The sequence below is a fragment of the Streptomyces hundungensis genome, from assembly GCF_003627815.1.
Lineage (GTDB): Bacteria > Actinomycetota > Actinomycetes > Streptomycetales > Streptomycetaceae > Streptomyces > Streptomyces hundungensis_A.
Genome location: NZ_CP032698.1, coordinates 6,288,493 through 6,306,307 on the forward strand (window position 1 = coordinate 6,288,493; position 17,815 = coordinate 6,306,307).

Here is a 17,815-nt window from a genome sequence, read left to right on the forward strand (position 1 = left end):
GGGCCGGGTCCGGGGTTGTGCGCGGACCTCTGAGTATCCGTACCTAGAGGGCGAGATGAGTACCCGCACGGATGGGCTCCCACCTGCGCAGAAGGGAAGGTGGAGGCCACGGAAGGGGCGCGGCGCCGGCACCGCCGACACGGGGCGGCGGAACCGGCGCGGCTCCCCGGACGTGACGGGGGTGGGGGAGACCCGGGGGGACGTACGGGGGAAGCGCCGGGCCGGTGTGGTTCAAGGGGGATTGAACCGCACCGGCCCGGCGTCCGCGCGTTGCGGGGCGTTCGGCTAGCGCCCGCCGACCCGGCCGTGCAGCAGCCGGGAGAGCGCCGCGTGGACGTCGTCCAGGGAGCGCTCGCTCTGGAAGGCCTGCCAGTCGAGCGCGGCCACCAGGACCATGCCGACCAGGGCCGCCGCCGTGAGCGGGATGTCGATCTCCTCGCTCAGCTCGCCCTCGGCGACCGCGTCCCGAAGGACCGTCTCCACCACGGCCACCGCCTCGCGGCGCACCACCAGGAGCGTCGACTGCCAGGCCCGGTTGGTGCGCCACAGCTCGGCGACGTAGAGCTGGGTGAAGGCCGGGTAGCGGTGGATGAAGCCCAGGCCGGCCCGGATCATCGCGTCCAGGGCCTCGACCTTGGTGCCGCCCCGCTCGTCGGTCTCGTCCGCGGCCGCCTGCAAGGACGCGGTCAGCAGACCCACGCCGTGGCGCAGCAGCTCCTCGAAGAGCTCGGTCTTGCTCTTGAAGTTGTAGTAGACCGTGCCCTTGGCGACGCCGGCCCGCTCGGCGATCTCGTCGACGGTGGTGGCCGAGAAGCCCTGCTCGGCGATGAGCGTCACGGCGGCTTCGTACAGCTTCTGCCGGGTCGCCTGCCGTCTGGTGCTGCTGCTGTCCATGGCGTCGATTCTCACAGGCTCAGCTCCGGATGCAGGCGGTCGAGCGACCAGACCTGCTTGTGCCGGGCGGAGAGCGCGGTGAGGGCGAGGGCGCCCGCGGTGAAGGCCGCGAGGACCGCGCAACCCTGCCAGACCACGCCCAGATCGCCGCCGGTGATCAGCCGGCGAAGCCCGTCCACGACGTAACTCATCGGCAGATAGGGGTGGATGGCGTTGAAGAAGGCCGGGCTGGTCTGGACGGGGTAGGTGCCGCCCGCCGAGGTCAGCTGGAGCATCAGCAGGGCGAGCACCAGGATGCGTCCGGCCGCGCCGAACTTGGCGTTCAGCCACTGCACGATCGCGGTGAAGCAGCAGGAGGCCAGCGCCAGATAGCCCAGCGTCCCCGCGGTCCGCTCCATTTCGAGGCCGAGCCCGAAGTGCAGCACCGACATCAGCGCGGCGATCTGGAGCAGCCCGATGGCCGCCACCGGCAGCCAGCCCGCGAGGGCGATCCGCCAGGCCGAGGCCCCGGCGGCCAGGGCGCGCCGGTTGAGCGGCGCGATCAGCATGTACGCGACCATCGCGCCCACCCACAGGGAGAGCGGGATGAAGTACGGGGCGAAGCCGGTGCCGTAGTTGGGCGCCTTGTGCATCGCCTGGGAGGCCAGCTTGACCGGGTCGGCCATCACCTCGGTGCGCTGGTCGCGCTGCTGCTTGTCGTAGTCGGGGATCTTCCCGACGCCGTCGTGCAGGCCGTTGGACAGCTGGACCGAGCCGTCGGAGAGCTTGACGATCCCGCCGTCGAGCGCGCCCGCACCCTTCTTCAGCTTGCCCACACCCGTGTCGAGGTCGGTGGCGCCGGTCTTGGCCTTGCCGAGGCCGGTGTGGATGTCGCGCGCGCCCTTGGCGACGTCGTGCGCGCCCTTGTTGAGCTTGTTGACGTCGGCGATCTTCTGGTCCAGGTCGCCGGCGAGGTGCGGTGCCTTCGCGGCCAGGGCACGGGCCTGGGTCTGGAGGTCTTCGAGGCTCTTGTCGAGCTTCTTGAAGTCACCGCCCTGGTCCTTGACGAGGTTGTTGACGTCCGCGGTAAGGGTTGCCCCGGTGGCCATCGCCTTCTTGGCCTTGCTCAGCACCGGACAGACCTTGCCGTCGGCGGGCTGGTCCACGCAGAGCTGCTGGTGGAGTGCGTTGACGTCCTGCGAGGCCTTACGGGTGCCGGCCGCCGCCTCGGGGGCCAGCTCGATGATCCTCTTGAGGTTGTCCCGCACGGGCTGGATCGAGTCGGCGAGCAGCTTCGCCGCGTCCCCGACCGTCTTGCCGTTGTCCTTGAGGTACGGACGCGCCTGCCCGGCCGCCGCGTTGGCCTGGTCCGCGAGGCGCTGGGTGCCGTCGGCGACCTGCTGGGCGCCGCCGGCGAGGGTGCCCGCGCCGGTGTCGAGCAGGGTGATGCCGCCCGCCAGCTTGCCGCTGCCGTCCTTGGCGTCCTTGAGGCCGTCGGCGAGCTGCTTGGAGCCGTCCTTGGCCTTGCCGAGCCCGTCCTTGAGGTCGCCCGCGCCCTTGGCCGCCTTCTCGGTCTGGTCGTGGAGGTCGCCGAACGAGATGAAGATCTTGTCGAGGAAGGAGCGCGAGGCCTTGGTGGAGGCGGCGGCGCGCACCTCGGCGAAGACCGTGCGGGAGATCGAGCCCACGATGTAGTTGTTCGCGTCGTTGGTGTGCACCTGGAGCGCGCCCGTCTCGGGAGACTCCCCGGAGCTGGACGCGATCCTCTGGCTGAAGTCCGACGGCACCGTCAACGACAGGAAGTACGTGCCCTTTTCGAGCCCCTCGCGCGCCGCGGCGTCACTGACCTCGTGCCATTCGAAGGTCTTGCTGTCGCGGAGCTTCTTGCTGAGCTCGTCGCCCACCTGGAGCTTCTGCCCGGCGGCCTCGGCCCCCTTGTCGTCGTTGACCAGGGCCACCGGTATGCGGTCGAGCCGGCTGTAGGGGTCCCAGAACGAGCACAGGTAGAGAGCGCCGTACAGCAGCGGCAGCAGGAGCAGCGCCACCAGAGCGGCCCGCGGCAGCTTCCCCCTGCCGAACCGCTTCAGCTCAAGCGCTGCCAGTCGTGGCGAACGCATCCGCCGCCCCCTCCTCGTCCGTGGCCCCGTCCCCGGCGCCGGATCCTGTCGTGCGTACGGTGGTGTCGGCCTCGGCGGGCGACTCGCTGCACACCGCGAGGACGGTGATGCCCGAGTCGGCGACCGAGCGCAGCAGCGCCCAGGCGGCGGCCCGTTCCTCGTCCGAGAGCTTCATGTCGGTGTCGTCGACCGCGAGCAGCCGCGGCTCCTGGATCAGCGCGAGCGCCACCGTGAGCCGCAGCGCCTCCAGGCGTTCGAGGTCGCGTACGGCGGTGGCCCCGCGCTTGGGCAGCGAGGCGAGGTCGAGTCCGGCCGCGGCGAGCGCGTCGTCGATCAACGCGCGGGACTCGGCCCGGCGGGTGGCGGGGGAGCGCAGCAGCGCCCGCACCGAACCGCCGTAGCGACGCTTGAGCATCACGCGCTCGCGCAGGTGCTCGGCGACCGTGAAGGCCGGGTCGAGCTCGCTGACACCGGGCACGTGGGCGAGCGCGCTGATCCGCCGCACGGCCGCCATCTTGCGGGGCAGCGGCTGGTCGGCCACCCGGGCCCGGCCCTCGGCGGGCTTCATGCGGCCGGTGAGGGCGAGCAGCAGACAGGTGCGGCCGGAGCCGGAGGGGCCCGTGACCGCGACCAGCGAACCGGGCTCGGCGTCGACGCCGACCCCTCTGAAGGCCCAGCCGCGCGGCCCCTTGAGCCCGAAGCCCTCGGCATGGATCGCGGCGCCGGTCACGTCCGCGTGCGAACTCTCCACATTCCCCCCTGCTCTGCGCGCCACGTCTCCCCCTGCTCTGCGCGTCCCCGGGCCGGAGAACCCGACCCGGCCCTTTTTGAACTGACTGGTCAGTACAAAAGATAGCCCGAACCCCTATGCGAGGCAAAGCAGCAGGTCAGCCACGTATCCCGGCCGATTGTCAGTGGTGCCCCTCACGATGGACACATACGGCCACAGTGCCGTCACACGACGACAGGAGGTTCGTCATGGCCAGCTCCCACGCAGCAGCTGTACCCCGGCGCCGCGCAAGCAGCCCTGCCCCCTCACTGAACGGTGCCGCAACCGACGTCCACCCCGTGCTGCGCCGGGCCGGCGCACCCCCCGCCGCCCTGGACCTGCTCGCCCAGGCCCGCGGCGGCCTCGACGAGGCGGCCGTCCTGGACGCCCCCAACGAGCGGTACGCCACGGCCCATCTGGCCGCCCTGCGCACCGCCGCCGCGGTGCTGGCCGCCCGCGGCCGGCCCGAGACCACCCCGCGCCGGCGCCGGCGCATCCGCAGCGCCTGGGAAGTGCTGCCGGAGATAGCGCCCGAACTGGCCGAGTGGAGCGCCCTGTTCGCCTCGGGGGCGGACCGGCGGGCCCGCGCCGAGGCCGGCATCCCGGGCGCGGCCACCACCCGGGACGCCGACGACCTGCTCCGCGACGCGGCGATGTTCCTGCGCCTCGTCGAGCGCCTGCTCGTCCTCCAGCCCGTGCTGCCCCAGGCGAGGCCGGGCGAGCCGGAGGCGGAAAGGAGGAAGGGCTGACGGCGCCCCGGCGCGGCGGCCCGCGCCGACCGGATGCTTCGGATGCTGGTCGGGGAGGTACAAGGGATGACGGGCCGTTCACCACATCCCATTAGGGTGGACGGGTCTTCACCCTTCCCACGCCGCGTCCGCGGCGGCACCGCGCCGAGGAGTCAACTGCCGTGTCGGACCCCATGCGCCCCCGCGCCTCCCTCCGTACCGCCGTGGTCTGGGAGGTCCTGAAGGAAGCGCTCGACCGCCGGGTCCAGGCGACCGGGCGCGCGGCCCTGGACGTCTTGGACACCGGGGGCGGCTCCGGCAACTTCGCGGTCCCGCTGGCCGCCCTCGGCCACCGCGTCACCGTGGTCGACCCCAGCCCCAACGCGCTGTTCGCGCTGGAGCGCAGGGCCGCCGAGGCCGGGGTGGCCGAGCGGGTCCAGGGCGTCCAGGGCGACGTGCTCGGCCTCTTCGACGTGGTCGAGCGCGGTGGCTACGACGCGGTGCTGTGCCACGGCGTCCTGGAGTACGTCGAGGACCCGGCGGAAGGCGTGCGCAACGCGGTGGACGCGCTGCGGCCCGAGGGCGCGCTCAGCCTGCTCGCCGCAGGGCTCGGCGGCGCGGTGATCTCCCGCGCGCTCGCCGGGCACTTCACCGAGGCCCAGCACGCGCTCTCCGACCCGGCCGGCCGCTGGGGCGCCGGCGACCCCGTGCCGCACCGGTTCACCGCCGAGCGCCTCACCGAGCTCGTCGCCGCGGCCGGGGCGAGTGCCGGGGCCGTCCACGGCGTACGGGTCTTCGCCGACCTGGTCCCGGGCGTCCTCGTGGACACCGAGCCGGGCGCCCTCGACGCGCTCCTCAAGCTGGAGGCGGCCGCCGCCGAACTCCCCGCCTTCCACGCCATCGCCACCCAGCTGCACGTCCTCGGCGAGAAGCGCGGCTGACCTCCGCCCCGCGGCCGCTCCCGCGTCCCTGTTCCGCTCGGCCGGCCTCCGGCGGGCTGATCAGCGACGCTGTGCCGCATGGAGTACGCCACAGGCCCCCCGATCGGCGACTTCGCCCCGTATGATCGGGGGACACCGTCCGGCATGACGGATCGACTCTTGGGGAATTGAATCTCCACAGCCGATTCGCTGTGGCGGCCGGGTTGGTGATTTGGCGTAGAGGGCGGGTTTCACGGGGGCGATTCCCTGCCTATCCTGAAGGGGCCGCATCCGGTCGCCCCCCGCGACCGACGAGTAGGAGGACTCCGTGCCGCTCTCGGAGCACGAGCAGCGCATGCTCGAGCAGATGGAGCGAGCGCTGTACGCCGAAGATCCCAAGTTCGCGACAGCGCTTGAGGGAAGCGGGCTGCGTACGTACACCCGGCGACGGGTCTACCAGGCGGTCGCCGGCTTCCTGGTGGGTATCGCGCTCCTCATGGCAGGAATGGTCGCGCAGCAGATCTGGATCAGCGTGGTGGGTTTCCTCGTCATGCTCGGATGTGCGGTGCTCGCGGTGACCGGTTGGCGCAAGGCGCCTCGGCCGGGGGAACAGGTGCGGCCGGGTGGTGCCGCGGGGCCTCGGCAGGTGCGGCAGCGGCGTTCTGTGATGGACCGGATCGAGCAGCGGTGGCAGCGGCGCCGCGATGAGGGGCGCTAGCCCCGCCCCGTTCTGACCTGCACCAAAGGGGCGGCCCACCTAACCAAGGTGCCCGCCCCTTAGCTATCCCCCCTCCCTGGGGCTCCGCCCCAGACCCCGAGCCCTTTTGCCCACCCACCCGCCCGTGCAGCGGGTTGGTTGGTTCCGGCCCCCTGGGGCTCCGCCCCAGACCCCGTTCGCGCCTTAAGGGCGCTCGTCCTCAATCGCCGGACGGGCTGAGGTGGCCGATGCTGGCCAGCACCGAGTAGCTAGGGGCGCGGGGAACTGCGCGAGAAGCGACCACGGTCCGCAGCCGAACATCGGGGTTCCTGGGGCTCCGCCCCAGACCCCGTATCGCGCCTGAACGGCGCTCGTCCTCAATCGCCGGACGGGCTGTAGGTGCCCCAGCACCGAGTAGTTAGGGGCGCGGGGAACTGCGCGACCAGCCACCCGCGACCCGCACTCGAAAACGGGTTTTCAGGGGCGCGAGGAACTGCGCGAGAAGCGACCACGGTCCGCAGGGTCGAGAGGGTTAAGGGGCGCGGGGAACTGCGCGACCAGCGCCGCACGGGCCGCACCCGAAAGCCAACGCAACCCCGAACCACCCGCACCCGGGGGCAGGGGGCCCCGCCCGCCCCGGGCCGAGGGCGAGGGGGGGGTCTAGCCTCTCGGGGAGCCGGGGCGTAGGCGCGTGCCCGTGGTTCGGGCGAAGCCTGAGAGTGCCCCCCGCACCCGCCCCCAGCGGAGCGCCCCCGCCCAGATCACCCGCACGGCTGAGCGCGGCGCGAGAATCGCCCGGAGGGTTTGGCGGCGGGTCGCCCGGGCGCGTAGGCCGGACGTCACGCGGGCCACGTCGTCGACCAGGCCGGGGGTGGGCTGGGGGACCGGGGCGTACAGGACCTGCTCCACCGCGCTCGCCGCCCGGTGCGCGGACTCGGCCGCCGCGCCGTCCAGGCCGCCCAGACGCACCACCCGGGCCGCCGCCTTGCGGGGCGTCTGCGACTCGTCCGGCAGGATGCCGTGGTCCCAGGCCGTGTCGGTGATCTCCTGCCAGGCGGCGAGCGTCCGGGCCACCGCGTCGGCCGGGGTGCGCCCGCCGGAGCCGAGCCGTCGGGCCCGTATCCGCGTGCGCCACAGCAGGGGCAGCAGCGGCAGGGCGAGGAGTACCACCGCGCCCAGGGCCACCCCGAGCAGGGCCGAGGCCGAGGGGCCGCCGTCCGTCGGGGCCGCGACGCCCGCCGCGGCGGAGGGGCCGCAGTCGCCCAGACGGCGTGCGGCCGGCGGGCAGGAGTCGGCGACGGAGGGCGCCGCCGAGGGCTCGGCGGAGGCCCGCTTGGACGGCTCGGCCGGGCTGCTCGGGCTGCCCGCGGGGGCCTGCTGGCGGGTGTAGTCGGGGGCCGTGCCCCGGGTCGGCGTCGGTTCGAAGCGCGTCCAGCCCACGCCCTGGAAGTACAGCTCGGGCCAGGCGTGCGCGTCGCGCAGGCCCACCGACATCGTGCCGTCCGCGCGCGGGGTGCCGGGCGTGAAGCCCACCGCGACCCGGGCCGGGATGCCCAGGGTGCGGGCCATCGCGGCCATCGAGAAGGAGAAGTGGACGCAGAAGCCCTCCTTCTCCTGAAGGAAGTTGGCGATCGCCTCGGTGCCGCTGCCCGACTGGACGCGCGTGTTGTAGGTGAAGCCGCCGTTGGTGGAGAACCAGTCCTGGAGCTTGACGGCCTTCTCGTAGTTGTTCGAGGCGCCGCCGGTGACCTGGCGCGCGGTGGCGCTCACCACCGAGGGCAGCGAGTCCGGAACGCGCGTGTACTCCTTCAGCAGCTCCGCCGGCGGGGCCGCGGCGTTCGCCAACTGGGCGGCCGTGGGCCGGATCAGGAGACTGCCGACCGTGTACTGCGCGCCGCGGGTCGTCTGTTTGCGGTCGCCGACCAGGGTCCGCCCGACCGGCTCGAACCGCCAGTCGCCCTTGATCTTCACCTGGGTCGCGGGGAACGGCATCGGCAGCCAGCTCTGCGCGTACCAGCCGGCCGCCGAGACGCTGGTCTGCACCTCGGTGGTGGCGACCACCGGGCTCAGCCCGTCGGGCCGCGGCAGCGGATCGGGCACGTCCTTGATGTGCCGCTCCGAGGACTTCCAGGAGGCCCCGTCGAACTCGTCGAGCGCGACGATGCGCAGATACAGCTCCTTGGTGTCCTCGGCGTTGGTGTTGTACCGCAGCACCTCGCGGTCCTCGGGCTGGTTCAGGCTGTTCTGGAGCGACACCAGCGGGTTGACCGCCGAGATCGTCCCGCCGCTGCCGTCGCCGCCCCCACCGCCGCCGGCCGCGCCGAGCAGGCCGCCGTCGAGCGCGGGCAGCAGCGCCGGGATCACCAGCGCGATGCCGAGCGCGAGCACCCCGATGCGCCGTCCGGTACGGACCGGGGCGAGCGGCGCCGCGTTGTCGAACACGCCCTGCTGGGCGCGGCCCGGAGCGCGGGCCGCGCCGCCGAAGACCCGCCCCCACTGCGAGAGCCGGTCGCGGCCCTCGGCGAGCAGGAGCAGCAGATAGCCCGCGGCCGCGAGCACGAACCAGAGCCAGCTCGCGCCGCCCGAGGAGAGCCCGGCGGCCACCGAGTACAGCGCGAGCAGCGGCAGACCCGCCGGGGCCGCGCTGCGGAACGTCACCGCGAGCGCGTCCACCGCGAGGCCGATGATCAGCACCCCGCCGACCATCATGAGCCGGATGCCCGGGGTGGCGGGCGCCGGGATCGCGTACTGCCCGACGTCCGAAGTGCCTTGCTGGAGAAGGGAGTTGAGCCGCTCCACGGCGTCGGGGCCCGGCAGTACCCCGCCGAGTGCCTGATGCCGCGCGAAGACCAGGGTCAGCAGCAGAAGGGCCACGACCAACTGGGCGAGCACGGTCAGCGGCCGGGCCAGCGGCACCCGCCGGGCCAGCGCGCCGACCCCGGCCACGAGCGCGAGCAGGAAGGCCGCTTGCAGGATCCAGCTCGCCGGGTCGACCAGCGGCAGCATCGAGCAGGCCGCCAGCACCGTGGCGAGATAGGCGCACAGCGCCAGACGTCCGCGCCCGCTCATGACCATCCCCCTGCCGTGCCGACCGCGCCACCGGACGCCGCCCCCGTGACGCCGCGTTCCCGTCCTGCCTGGCGCCACAGCTCGGGCAGCGAGGCGCCCGGGCTCACCTGGAGCGCGGTCCATCCCGCCTCGCGCAGCAGCCGCAGCCGTTCCTCGACCGGGCCGCGCTCGGGGGAGCCGTGCGTCCACAGACCGCTGTCGAGCACGAAGGCGACCGCGGCGCCGCTGCGCCGCCGCATCTTCGCCGCGACCGCCGCCTGCTCCTCGTCGAGGTCCCCGAAGAAGCCGATGAGCAGCCCCTCGTTGCCGCCGCGCAGCACGTCGTACGCGCGGGAGAGGCCGCCGCCGTCGGAGTGGTCGACGACGGCGAGGGTGTCCATCATCAGCCCGGCCGAGTCCGAGGAGTCCTGGGTCGAACCGGCGAACCCGCCCGCGCCGTCACCCGGCACGGAACTGCCGGTGTCGGTCAACAGGCGTACGGAGAAGCCCCGTTCCAGCATGTGCGTGAGGGCCGAGGCCGCGCCCGACACCGCCCATTCGAAGGCCGAGTCGGGGCCGGCTCCCGCGTACGCGATGTCCCGGGTGTCGAGCAGCACCGTGCAGCGGGCCCGCTGCGGCTGCTCCTCGCGGCGCACCATCAGTTCGCCGTAGCGCGCGGTCGAGCGCCAGTGCACCCGGCGCAGATCGTCCCCGTGCCGGTAGCCGCGCGGAATCACGTCGTCCTCACCGGCGAGCGCGAGCGAGCGGTGCCGCCCGTCGCCGTACCCGGCGGCCTCGCCCGAGAGCCGTACCGGCGGCAGCGGCTCGGTCCTGGGGATGACGGTCAACGTGTCGTACGCACTGAAGGCGCGGGTCAGCTCGCACATCCCGAACGGGTCGGTGAGGCGCAGTTGCAGCGGGCCGAGCGGATAGCGTCCGCGCAGGTCGGAGCGGACCCGGTAGGACACTTCGCGCTTGCCGCCCGCCTCGACCCGGTCGAGCACGAAACGCGGGCGCGGGCCGAGGACGTAGGGCACCCGGTCCTGGAGCATGAGCAGGCCGGTGGGCAGCCGCGAGACGTTGTCGAGCCGCAGATGGACCCGCGCCTCGGAGCCGGCCGGGACCCGGCCGGGGGCCAGGCGGCGGCTGCCCGCGACCCGGTAGCGGGTGCGGTAGAGCACCACCGTGCAGACCAGCGGCAGCACGGCGAGCAGCAGACCGACCCGCAGCAGGTCCTCCTGGCCGAGGACGAAGGCACAGATCGCGGCGGCGACGCCGGCGGCCAGGAAGGAGCGGCCCCGGGTGGTGAGGCCGGCCAGGGCGGCCCAGAGGCCGCCGCGCGCCTGTTCGTCGGCGGACTCGGCGGGGAGCCCCCCGGCCTCCATCACAGCCGCCGGGCGCCGGGCGGCTGCTGGCCGTACAGCGGGTTCCCGGCCTGCGGAACGGGCGTGTGCTGGAGGATCTCCAGGACGACCTGTTCGGCGGTGCGCCGGTTGAGCTGGGCCTGCGCGGTGGGCAGCAGCCGGTGGGCGAGCACCGCGACGGCCAGGGCCTGCACGTCGTCGGGGAGCGCGTACTCCCGGCCGCTCAGCGCGGCGGACGCCTTCGCGGCGCGCAGCAGATGGAGCGTGGCGCGCGGCGAGGCGCCGAGTCTGAGATCCGGGTGGTTGCGGGTCGCGCCGACGAGCTGCACCGCGTAGCGCCGCACCGCGTCCGCGACGTGCACGCCGCGGACCGCGTCGATCAGCTTGACGATCTCGTGGGCGTGCGCCACCGGCTGGAGGTCGTCGAGCGGGGAGACCGCGCCGTGCACGTCGAGCATCTGGAGCTCGGCCTCGGGGGTGGGGTAGCCCATCGACACCCGGGCCATGAACCGGTCGCGCTGGGCCTCGGGCAGCGGGTAGGTGCCCTCCATCTCGACCGGGTTCTGGGTGGCGACGACCATGAAAGGACTGGGCAGTTCGTAGGTCTGCCCGTCGATGGTGACCTGGCGCTCCTCCATCGATTCCAGCAGCGCGGACTGGGTCTTGGGCGAGGCGCGGTTGATCTCGTCGCCGATCACGATCTGGGCGAAGATCGCGCCGGGCTTGAACTCGAAGTCCCGCCGCTGCTGGTCGTAGATCGACACCCCGGTGATGTCCGAGGGCAGCAGGTCGGGCGTGAACTGGATGCGCCGGACCGAGCAGTCGATGGATCTGGCCAGGGTCTTGGCCAGCATGGTCTTGCCCACGCCGGGCACGTCCTCGATCAGGAGGTGCCCTTCGGCGAGCAGTACGGTCAGCGAAAGCCGTACGACCTCGGGCTTGCCCTCGATCACACGCTCCACCGACCCGCGGACACGCTCCGCCGTGGCGGTCAGATCGCTGAGGCTCGCTCGATCGTCATAGGTCGTCACCCGGCCCTCCTCGGCCCTTGCATACGGGCCGACGCACTGCGCACGGCACGGCCCACCCCGAAGTACGGACAGCGCGGCCGAACGGTTCGGCCCTCTGTCACATCCGCATTCTTGTTGCCGTTGCCGCGTCGTGTCACTCGCCTGTGGACAACTGGGGGGTCTTCATGGTGAGTTGTCCCCCTATTTCCGTTCCTGAGCTCTCAGCCGGCCTGAGCGGTCAGGCCACCGGGTCGATCTCGCGCAGCAGACCCGTCGTCACATCGAAGACGAAGCCGCGGACGTCGTCGACGTGCGGCAGGAACGGCGAGGTCCGCACCCGCTGCATCGACTGGCGTACGTCCTGGTCGGCGTCGCGGAACGACTCGACGGCCCACGCCGGGCGCTGGCCCACCTCCTGCTCCAGCGCGTGCCGGAAGTCCTCGGTCAGGGTCTCCATGCCGCAGCCCGTGTGGTGCACCAGCATGACGCTGGTGGTGCCGAGCGCGCGCTGGCTGATGGTGAGGGAGCGGATCACGTCGTCGGTGACCACGCCGCCCGCGTTGCGGATGGTGTGGCAGTCGCCGAGTTCGAGGCCGAGCGCGGCGTGCAGGTCGAGGCGCGCGTCCATGCAGGCCACGACGGCGACGTGCAGGACGGGGCGGGCGTCCATGCCGGGGTCGGTGAAGGCGGCGGCGTACTGGCGGTTCGCCTCGACCAGCCGGTCCGTCACCGTCCCTCCGCTGCGGACGGTCAGACGGGGCCTGCGAGCGGGAGGCTCTGCGGGTATGTGCGCAGGAGTCGACATATGTATGACGGTAGCCGCCGCTGATCTCGGAGTCTTGTCGTGGAGTCGGAAAAAGAGCGTCAACTCGGGCGCCTGTGAGGTAACCCACAGACCTCACCGGTGTTCACCCGAACGAGTGATTAAAGTGCCTCGCGGCGCGCTGGAGGGTTGATTGACCCGCAGGACCGGTGGACTAAAGTGACGCGAAGCGGGAGCAGTGACAGCTGGTCTCCCCTGTGCGGAACCCCAGGCCTCCGGGAAGCACGTCCTCCCGGACCATACGTTTACCCGCGTGCCCGGCGCGCGTACGGCTCGGCCCCCTCCCGCCCTCCGGTCGGCTGACGCCCCTTCCCCGGCGCCAGCCGTTCGCCTCCGGGCAGAGAGCGGGAACCGGCCCGTATGCGCGGCGGTGCGCCGGACCTTGAGAGGGCGGCTTTGAGCCAGCGACACGTCCCGGTGATGCTCCAGCGATGCTTGGACATGTTGGCCCCGGCCCTGACCGAGCCGGGTGCGGTCGTCGTCGACTGCACCCTCGGCCTCGGCGGCCACAGCGAAGCCCTGCTCACCCGGTTCCCCGAGGCGCGCCTGATCGCCCTCGACCGCGACAAGGAAGCACTGCGCCTGTCCGCTGAGCGCCTGGCCCCCTTCGGGGAGCGCGCCACCTTGGTGCACGCCGTCTACGACGAGCTCCCCGACGTGCTGGAACGTCTCGGCACGCCCCGCGTCCAGGGCGTCCTGTTCGACCTCGGCGTCTCCTCGATGCAGCTCGACGAGGCCGACCGAGGGTTCGCCTACGCCCAGGACGCGCCCCTGGACATGCGTATGGACCAGTCGACGGGCATGAGCGCCGCCGAGGTGCTCAACACCTACCCGCCCGGTGAACTCGTGCGGATCCTGCGGGCGTACGGCGAGGAGAAGCAGGCCAAGCGGATCGTCTCGGCGATCGTGCGCGAGCGCGAGAAGGAGCCGTTCAGCAACAGTGCCCGGCTCGTGGAGCTGATCCGCGACGCGCTGCCGCAGGCCGCCAAGCGCACCGGAGGCAACCCCTCCAAGCGCACCTTCCAGGCGCTGCGCATCGAGGTCAACGGCGAACTCGCCAGCGTGGAGCGGGCGATCCCCGCCGCGGTCGACGCCATCGCGCTCGGCGGCCGGGTCGCGGTGCTCTCCTACCAGTCCCTCGAAGACCGCATCGTCAAGCAGGTGTTCGCGGCCGGCGCCGCCAACACCGCGCCGCCCGGGCTCCCGGTGGTGCCCGAGCGCTACCAGCCGCGGCTCAAGCTCCTCACCCGCGGCGCCGAACTCCCCACGGAGGAGGAGGTCGCCGAGAACCGCCGCGCGGCCCCGGCCCGGCTCCGCGGGGTCCAGCGGATCAGGGAGGACGTGTGAGCAAACCGGCCATGCAGTTGCGCGGCACCGCCGCGCGGCTCGGCAGGCTGATGCCGTCGCAGGGGGCCAACAGCGCCGCCCGCACCCCCTTCGTGCTCCTCGTCGTCGCCCTGCTCGGCGGCGGGCTCATCACGCTCCTGGTCCTGAACTCGGCACTCAACGAGGGCTCGTTCAAGCTCAGCGAGTACCGCAGGCAGACCACCGAACTCACCGACGAACAGCAGGCCCTCCAGCGCGACGTGGACGACCTGTCCGCCCCCGACGCACTCTCCCGCCGGGCCGGTGACCTCGGCATGGTCCCCGGCGGCAACCCCGTCTTCCTCGGCCCCGACGGCACCGTCAAGGGCGTCCCCGGCACCGCGGGCGACCCTTCGCCCGCCGAGGCCGCCGAGCCCGCGCCGCTGCCCGGGGCGCCGAGCCAGGCCCCCGCACCGCGCCCCAAGCAGCGCCACACCCCGGCCCCCAGCCCGGCCGGCCGGCGAAGACCTCCCCGACCCCCGGCAGGTGACGCAGTGAGCCCCAAGGAACCCCCGCGCCGCCGGGTGCCCCCGCCCGCGCGCTCCCGCCCGCCGGCCCGCCGCCCCCCGGCCGCCAAGAAGCTCAAGCTCGGCAGCCACCGGCCCCGCCTGCGCCTGGTCAGCCTCGGGCTCACCCTGGTCATGCTGGCCTTCGTGGTGCGGCTCCTCCAGGTGCAGGCCGTCGACGCCAGTGCGTACGCCGCCAAGGCCGACAAGAACCGGTACGCCAGCTACGCGCTGCCCGCCGAACGCGGCAGGATCACCGACCGGGCCGGCATCGCGCTCGCCACCAGCGTCGACGCGTACGACATCACCGCCGACCCCACCCTGTTCACCCCCGAGAGCGCCAAGATCCCGGACGCCGCGGAGCAGGCGGCCGCGCTGCTCGCGCCGTTGATCGGCAAGGGCCAGGCAGAGCTCGCCAAGAAGCTCAAGACGCCCAGGACCCGCTATGTGGTGCTCGCCCGCAGACAGACCCCGCAGGTCTGGAACCAGATCAAGGACCTCAAGAAGGTCCTCGGCGAGAAGGCGGCCGCCGACCGCGCCAAGGGCGGCCCCGGCGCCAATGTGCTGGCTGGCGTCCTGAACGAGTCCAGCACCAAGCGGGTGTACCCCAACGGCGATCTCGCCGCCGGGATACTGGGTTACGTCAACGCCGAGGGCAAGGGCGGCGGCGGCCTGGAGTCGTCCCTGAACAAGGAGCTGGCCGGCACCGACGGCAAGATCTCCTACGCCCAGTCCGGCGGCCGGCGGGTGCCCACCGCCGGTACCCGCGAGACCCCGGCCGTGCCCGGCTCCGACGTCGAGCTGACCATCGACCGCGACATCCAGTGGATGGCGCAGAAGGCCATCGCCGACCAGGTCGCCGAGTCCCGCGCCGACCGTGGCTACGTCATAGTGCAGCGGTCCGACACCGGCGAGGTGCTCGCGATGGCCAACGCGCCCGGCTTCGACCCGAACAACATCGCCCAGGCCAACGCCGCGGCGATGGGCAACGCGGCGCTCCAGGACGCCTTCGAGCCCGGCTCCACCGCCAAGGTCATGTCCATGGCCGCGGTCCTGGAGGAGGGCGTCGCCACCCCCGACACCCATGTGGTGGTGCCCAACCGGCTCCAGCGCGGCGACCGGCTCTTCAAGGACGACGTCGATCACGCCACCTGGAACCTGACCCTCAACGGCGTGCTCGCCAAGTCCAGCAACATCGGCACCATCCTCGCCGTCGAGCAGCTGGGCAAGACCGACGCCCAGGCCGACGGCGTCCTGTACTCCTACCTGCGCAAGTTCGGCATCGGCTCGCCCAGCGGCCTCGGCTTCCCCGGCGAGACACCCGGCATCCTCGCCCCGGCGAACAAGTGGTCCACCTCGCAGCAGTACACGGTCCGCTTCGGCCAGGGCCTCTCGCTCAACGCCATGCAGGCCGCCTCCGTGTACTCGACCATCGCCAACGGCGGGGTCCGCATCGAACCGACCCTGGTGCGCGGCACCAAGGGGCCGGACGGGCGGTTCACCCCGGCGCCGCCGCCCCGGCAGACCCGGGTGGTCAGCGAGAAGACCGCCAAGACGCTGGCCCAGATGCTCGAATCGGTCGTCGGCGACGCCGAGGGCACCGGCACCAAGGCGGCCATCCCCGGCTACCGGGTCGCGGGCAAGACCGGCACCGCCAACCGGGTCGACCCCAAGACCGGCACCTACAAGGGCTACACCGCCTCCTTCGCGGGCTTCGCGCCCGCCGACAACCCCAAGATCACCGTCTATTGCGCCATCCAGAACCCCACCAGGGGCAGCTACTTCGGCGGTCAGATCTGCGGACCCATCTACAAGCAGGTCATGGAGTTCGCCCTCAAGACCCTCCAGATCCCGCCCAGCGGAGCCCAGCCTCCCAACCTGCCCGTCACCTTCGGCGGCAACGACTGAAATCCGGAAGCCTCAGTGACAACCATCACCCGCGGCCCTGGGAACCAGGACGGGACCCAGGACGCCGTGCCCCCCTCTTTTGGCGACCCGACGGGTGCGCCCGGTACGCTCACCGCCGTGCCACACGCTGATCAGTACCGAACCGCCCAGCAGGACGCCCCCGCGAAACAGCCGGGAGCGCCCCGACCGGAACAGGCCCGTCCGACCCCGCTCGGCGAGCTGGCCGAGCGCCTGGGGACGAACAGTCCCGGATCGGGAGAGGTCACCGGCATCACCCACGACTCCCGGGCGGTACGCCCCGGAGACCTGTACGCCGCGCTGCCGGGCGCCAACACCCATGGCGCCGACTTCGCCGCCCAGGCCGCGAGCCTCGGCGCGGTCGCCGTGCTGACCGACCCGGCCGGCCGCGAGCGGGCCGCCGCGACCGGCCTGCCCGTCCTGGTCGCCGGGGACCCGCGCGGCCGCATGGGCGAACTCGCCGCCGAGATCTACGGCCACCCCGGGCGTGACCTCCTCCAGCTCGGCATCACCGGAACCTCCGGCAAGACCACGACCGCCTACCTCGTCGAGGGCGGGCTGCGCGGCGCCGGGCACGCGACCGGCCTGATCGGCACGGTCGAGATGCGCATCGGCGACGAGCGCATCAAGTCCGAGCGCACCACGCCCGAAGCCACCGACCTCCAGGCGCTGTTCGCGGTGATGCGCGAGCGCGGCGTCGACTCGGTCGCCATGGAGGTCTCCAGCCACGCCCTGGTGCTGGGCCGGGTCGACGGCTGCGTCTTCGACGTCGCCGTCTTCAACAACCTCAGCCCGGAGCACATGGAGTTCCACTCCGACATGGAGGACTACTTCCAGGCCAAGGCGCAGCTGTTCACGCCCCGGCGGGCCAAGCGAGGCGTCGTCAACTTCGACGACGAGTACGGCCGCAGGCTGGTGAAGGAGGCCGGCATCGAGATCACCACCTTCTCCGCCGAGGGCCACCCCGACGCCGACTGGCGGGCCGAGGACGTCCAGGTCCGCCAGGACAGCAGCACCTTCACCGTGGTGACGCCGCAGGGCGAGCGGATCTCCGCCACCGCCCCGCTGCCGGGCCCGTTCAACGTGGCGAACACCCTCGCCGCCGTCGTCACGCTCGCCGTCGCCGGCCTCGACCCGCAGACCGCCGCCGACGGAGTGGCCGCCGTACCCGGCGTGCCGGGCCGTCTTGAGCGGGTGGACGCGGGCCAGCCCTACCTCGCCGTCGTCGACTACGCGCACAAGACGGACGCCGTCGAGTCGGTCCTGCGCTCGCTGCGCAAGGTCACCGAGGGCAAGCTGCACATCGTGCTCGGCTGCGGCGGCGACCGCGACAAGACCAAGCGGGCCCCGATGGGCGCCGCCGCCGCCCGGCTCGCCGACACCGCCGTACTGACCTCCGACAACCCCCGCTCCGAGGACCCCCTCGCGATCCTCGCCGCGATGCTGGCGGGCGCCGCCGAGGTGCCGGCCCACGAGCGCGGTGAGGTCCAGGTCTTCGAGGACCGCGCCGCCGCCATCGCCTCCGCGGTCGCCCGCGCCGAACCCGGTGACACCGTGCTCGTCGCGGGCAAGGGCCATGAACAGGGCCAGGACATCCACGGAGTGGTACGCCCCTTCGACGACCGCCTCGTCCTCCGCGCCGCCATCCAGAAAAGTCAGGGATGAAGTA

The 17,815-nt window shown here is 72.7% G+C and carries 13 protein-coding genes; 6 read left to right on the forward strand and 7 right to left on the reverse strand.

The features are described 5' to 3' along the window. Positions 1–285: 285 nt before the first annotated feature. Genes DWB77_RS27890 through DWB77_RS27900 form a run of 3 tightly spaced genes read right to left on the reverse strand, consistent with a single transcriptional unit; the run spans position 286 to position 3,741 of the window. On the reverse strand, positions 286–894 hold the full coding sequence (locus tag DWB77_RS27890; RefSeq protein WP_120728338.1) for a TetR/AcrR family transcriptional regulator: 609 nt from the start codon (positions 892–894) through the stop codon (positions 286–288). An 11-nt stretch (positions 895–905) separates the two neighbouring features. Next, the gene (locus tag DWB77_RS27895; RefSeq protein ID WP_120724210.1) at positions 906–2,990 is read right to left on the reverse strand and encodes a YhgE/Pip family protein; all 2,085 of its coding nucleotides are present in this window, start codon (positions 2,988–2,990) and stop codon (positions 906–908) included. Next, positions 2,962–3,741, reverse strand: coding sequence for an ATP-binding cassette domain-containing protein (locus DWB77_RS27900; RefSeq protein ID WP_246033664.1), 780 nt, complete (start codon positions 3,739–3,741; stop codon positions 2,962–2,964). Before DWB77_RS27900 ends, DWB77_RS27895 begins: the two co-directional genes overlap by 29 nt. 227 nt (positions 3,742–3,968) lie before the next feature. Between DWB77_RS27900 and DWB77_RS27905 the strand changes: the two genes are divergently transcribed. From DWB77_RS27905 to DWB77_RS27915, 3 genes are all read left to right on the forward strand, one after another. Then, positions 3,969–4,508, forward strand: a complete 540-nt coding sequence (locus DWB77_RS27905; RefSeq protein ID WP_120724212.1) for an SAV_6107 family HEPN domain-containing protein — start codon at positions 3,969–3,971, stop codon at positions 4,506–4,508. A gap of 161 nt (positions 4,509–4,669) precedes the next feature. Beyond that, a complete protein-coding gene (locus tag DWB77_RS27910; protein ID WP_120724214.1) occupies positions 4,670–5,428 on the forward strand; it encodes a class I SAM-dependent methyltransferase in 759 nt (252 codons plus the stop codon). Positions 5,429–5,735: 307 nt separating this feature from the next. Next, positions 5,736–6,125 carry a DUF3040 domain-containing protein gene (locus tag DWB77_RS27915; RefSeq protein ID WP_120724216.1) on the forward strand — a complete coding sequence of 130 codons (390 nt, stop codon included), beginning with the start codon at positions 5,736–5,738 and terminating at the stop codon, positions 6,123–6,125. A 639-nt stretch (positions 6,126–6,764) separates the two neighbouring features. Here DWB77_RS27915 and DWB77_RS27920 read toward each other — a convergent pair. The 4 genes from DWB77_RS27920 to DWB77_RS27935 form a co-directional block, all read right to left on the reverse strand. Next, positions 6,765–9,173 carry a transglutaminaseTgpA domain-containing protein gene (locus DWB77_RS27920; protein WP_120724218.1) on the reverse strand — a complete coding sequence of 803 codons (2,409 nt, stop codon included), beginning with the start codon at positions 9,171–9,173 and terminating at the stop codon, positions 6,765–6,767. Further along, positions 9,170–10,537: a DUF58 domain-containing protein gene (locus tag DWB77_RS27925; RefSeq protein ID WP_120724220.1), complete on the reverse strand. Its 1,368-nt coding sequence runs from the start codon at positions 10,535–10,537 to the stop codon at positions 9,170–9,172. Before DWB77_RS27925 ends, DWB77_RS27920 begins: the two co-directional genes overlap by 4 nt. Then, complete coding sequence (locus DWB77_RS27930; RefSeq protein WP_120724221.1) at positions 10,537–11,547, reverse strand: AAA family ATPase; 1,011 nt, start codon at positions 11,545–11,547, stop codon at positions 10,537–10,539. The genes DWB77_RS27925 and DWB77_RS27930 overlap by 1 nt, the downstream gene beginning before the upstream one ends. A gap of 217 nt (positions 11,548–11,764) precedes the next feature. Then, entirely contained in the window at positions 11,765–12,331 is a 567-nt protein-coding gene (locus tag DWB77_RS27935; protein WP_120724223.1) for a beta-class carbonic anhydrase, read from the reverse strand. A 378-nt stretch (positions 12,332–12,709) separates the two neighbouring features. On the opposite strand from DWB77_RS27935, the gene rsmH reads away from it, so the two are divergent. The 3 genes from rsmH (at position 12,710) to DWB77_RS27950 (ending at position 17,811) form a co-directional block, all read left to right on the forward strand. Beyond that, positions 12,710–13,696, forward strand: a complete 987-nt coding sequence (gene rsmH, locus DWB77_RS27940; protein ID WP_120724225.1) for a 16S rRNA (cytosine(1402)-N(4))-methyltransferase RsmH — start codon at positions 12,710–12,712, stop codon at positions 13,694–13,696. 512 nt (positions 13,697–14,208) lie between these two features. After that, a complete protein-coding gene (locus DWB77_RS27945; protein WP_120728341.1) occupies positions 14,209–16,128 on the forward strand; it encodes a peptidoglycan D,D-transpeptidase FtsI family protein in 1,920 nt (639 codons plus the stop codon). A 15-nt stretch (positions 16,129–16,143) separates the two neighbouring features. Then, positions 16,144–17,811 (forward strand): UDP-N-acetylmuramoyl-L-alanyl-D-glutamate--2,6-diaminopimelate ligase, encoded by a 1,668-nt coding sequence (locus DWB77_RS27950; RefSeq protein ID WP_174248635.1) that lies wholly within the window; start codon positions 16,144–16,146, stop codon positions 17,809–17,811. Positions 17,812–17,815 lie beyond the last annotated feature (4 nt).

Excerpts from the sequence above, each read along its gene's own strand:
- DWB77_RS27890 (WP_120728338.1), bottom strand. The coding sequence starts at position 894 with ATGGACAGCAGCAGCACCAGACGGCAGGCGACCCGGCAGAAGCTGTAC.
- DWB77_RS27895 (WP_120724210.1), bottom strand. The coding sequence starts at position 2,990 with ATGCGTTCGCCACGACTGGCAGCGCTTGAGCTGAAGCGGTTCGGCAGG.
- DWB77_RS27905 (WP_120724212.1), top strand. The coding sequence starts at position 3,969 with ATGGCCAGCTCCCACGCAGCAGCTGTACCCCGGCGCCGCGCAAGCAGC.
- DWB77_RS27920 (WP_120724218.1), bottom strand. The coding sequence starts at position 9,173 with ATGAGCGGGCGCGGACGTCTGGCGCTGTGCGCCTATCTCGCCACGGTG.
- DWB77_RS27925 (WP_120724220.1), bottom strand. The coding sequence starts at position 10,537 with ATGGAGGCCGGGGGGCTCCCCGCCGAGTCCGCCGACGAACAGGCGCGC.
- DWB77_RS27935 (WP_120724223.1), bottom strand. The coding sequence starts at position 12,331 with ATGTCGACTCCTGCGCACATACCCGCAGAGCCTCCCGCTCGCAGGCCC.
- rsmH (WP_120724225.1), top strand. The coding sequence starts at position 12,710 with ATGCGCGGCGGTGCGCCGGACCTTGAGAGGGCGGCTTTGAGCCAGCGA.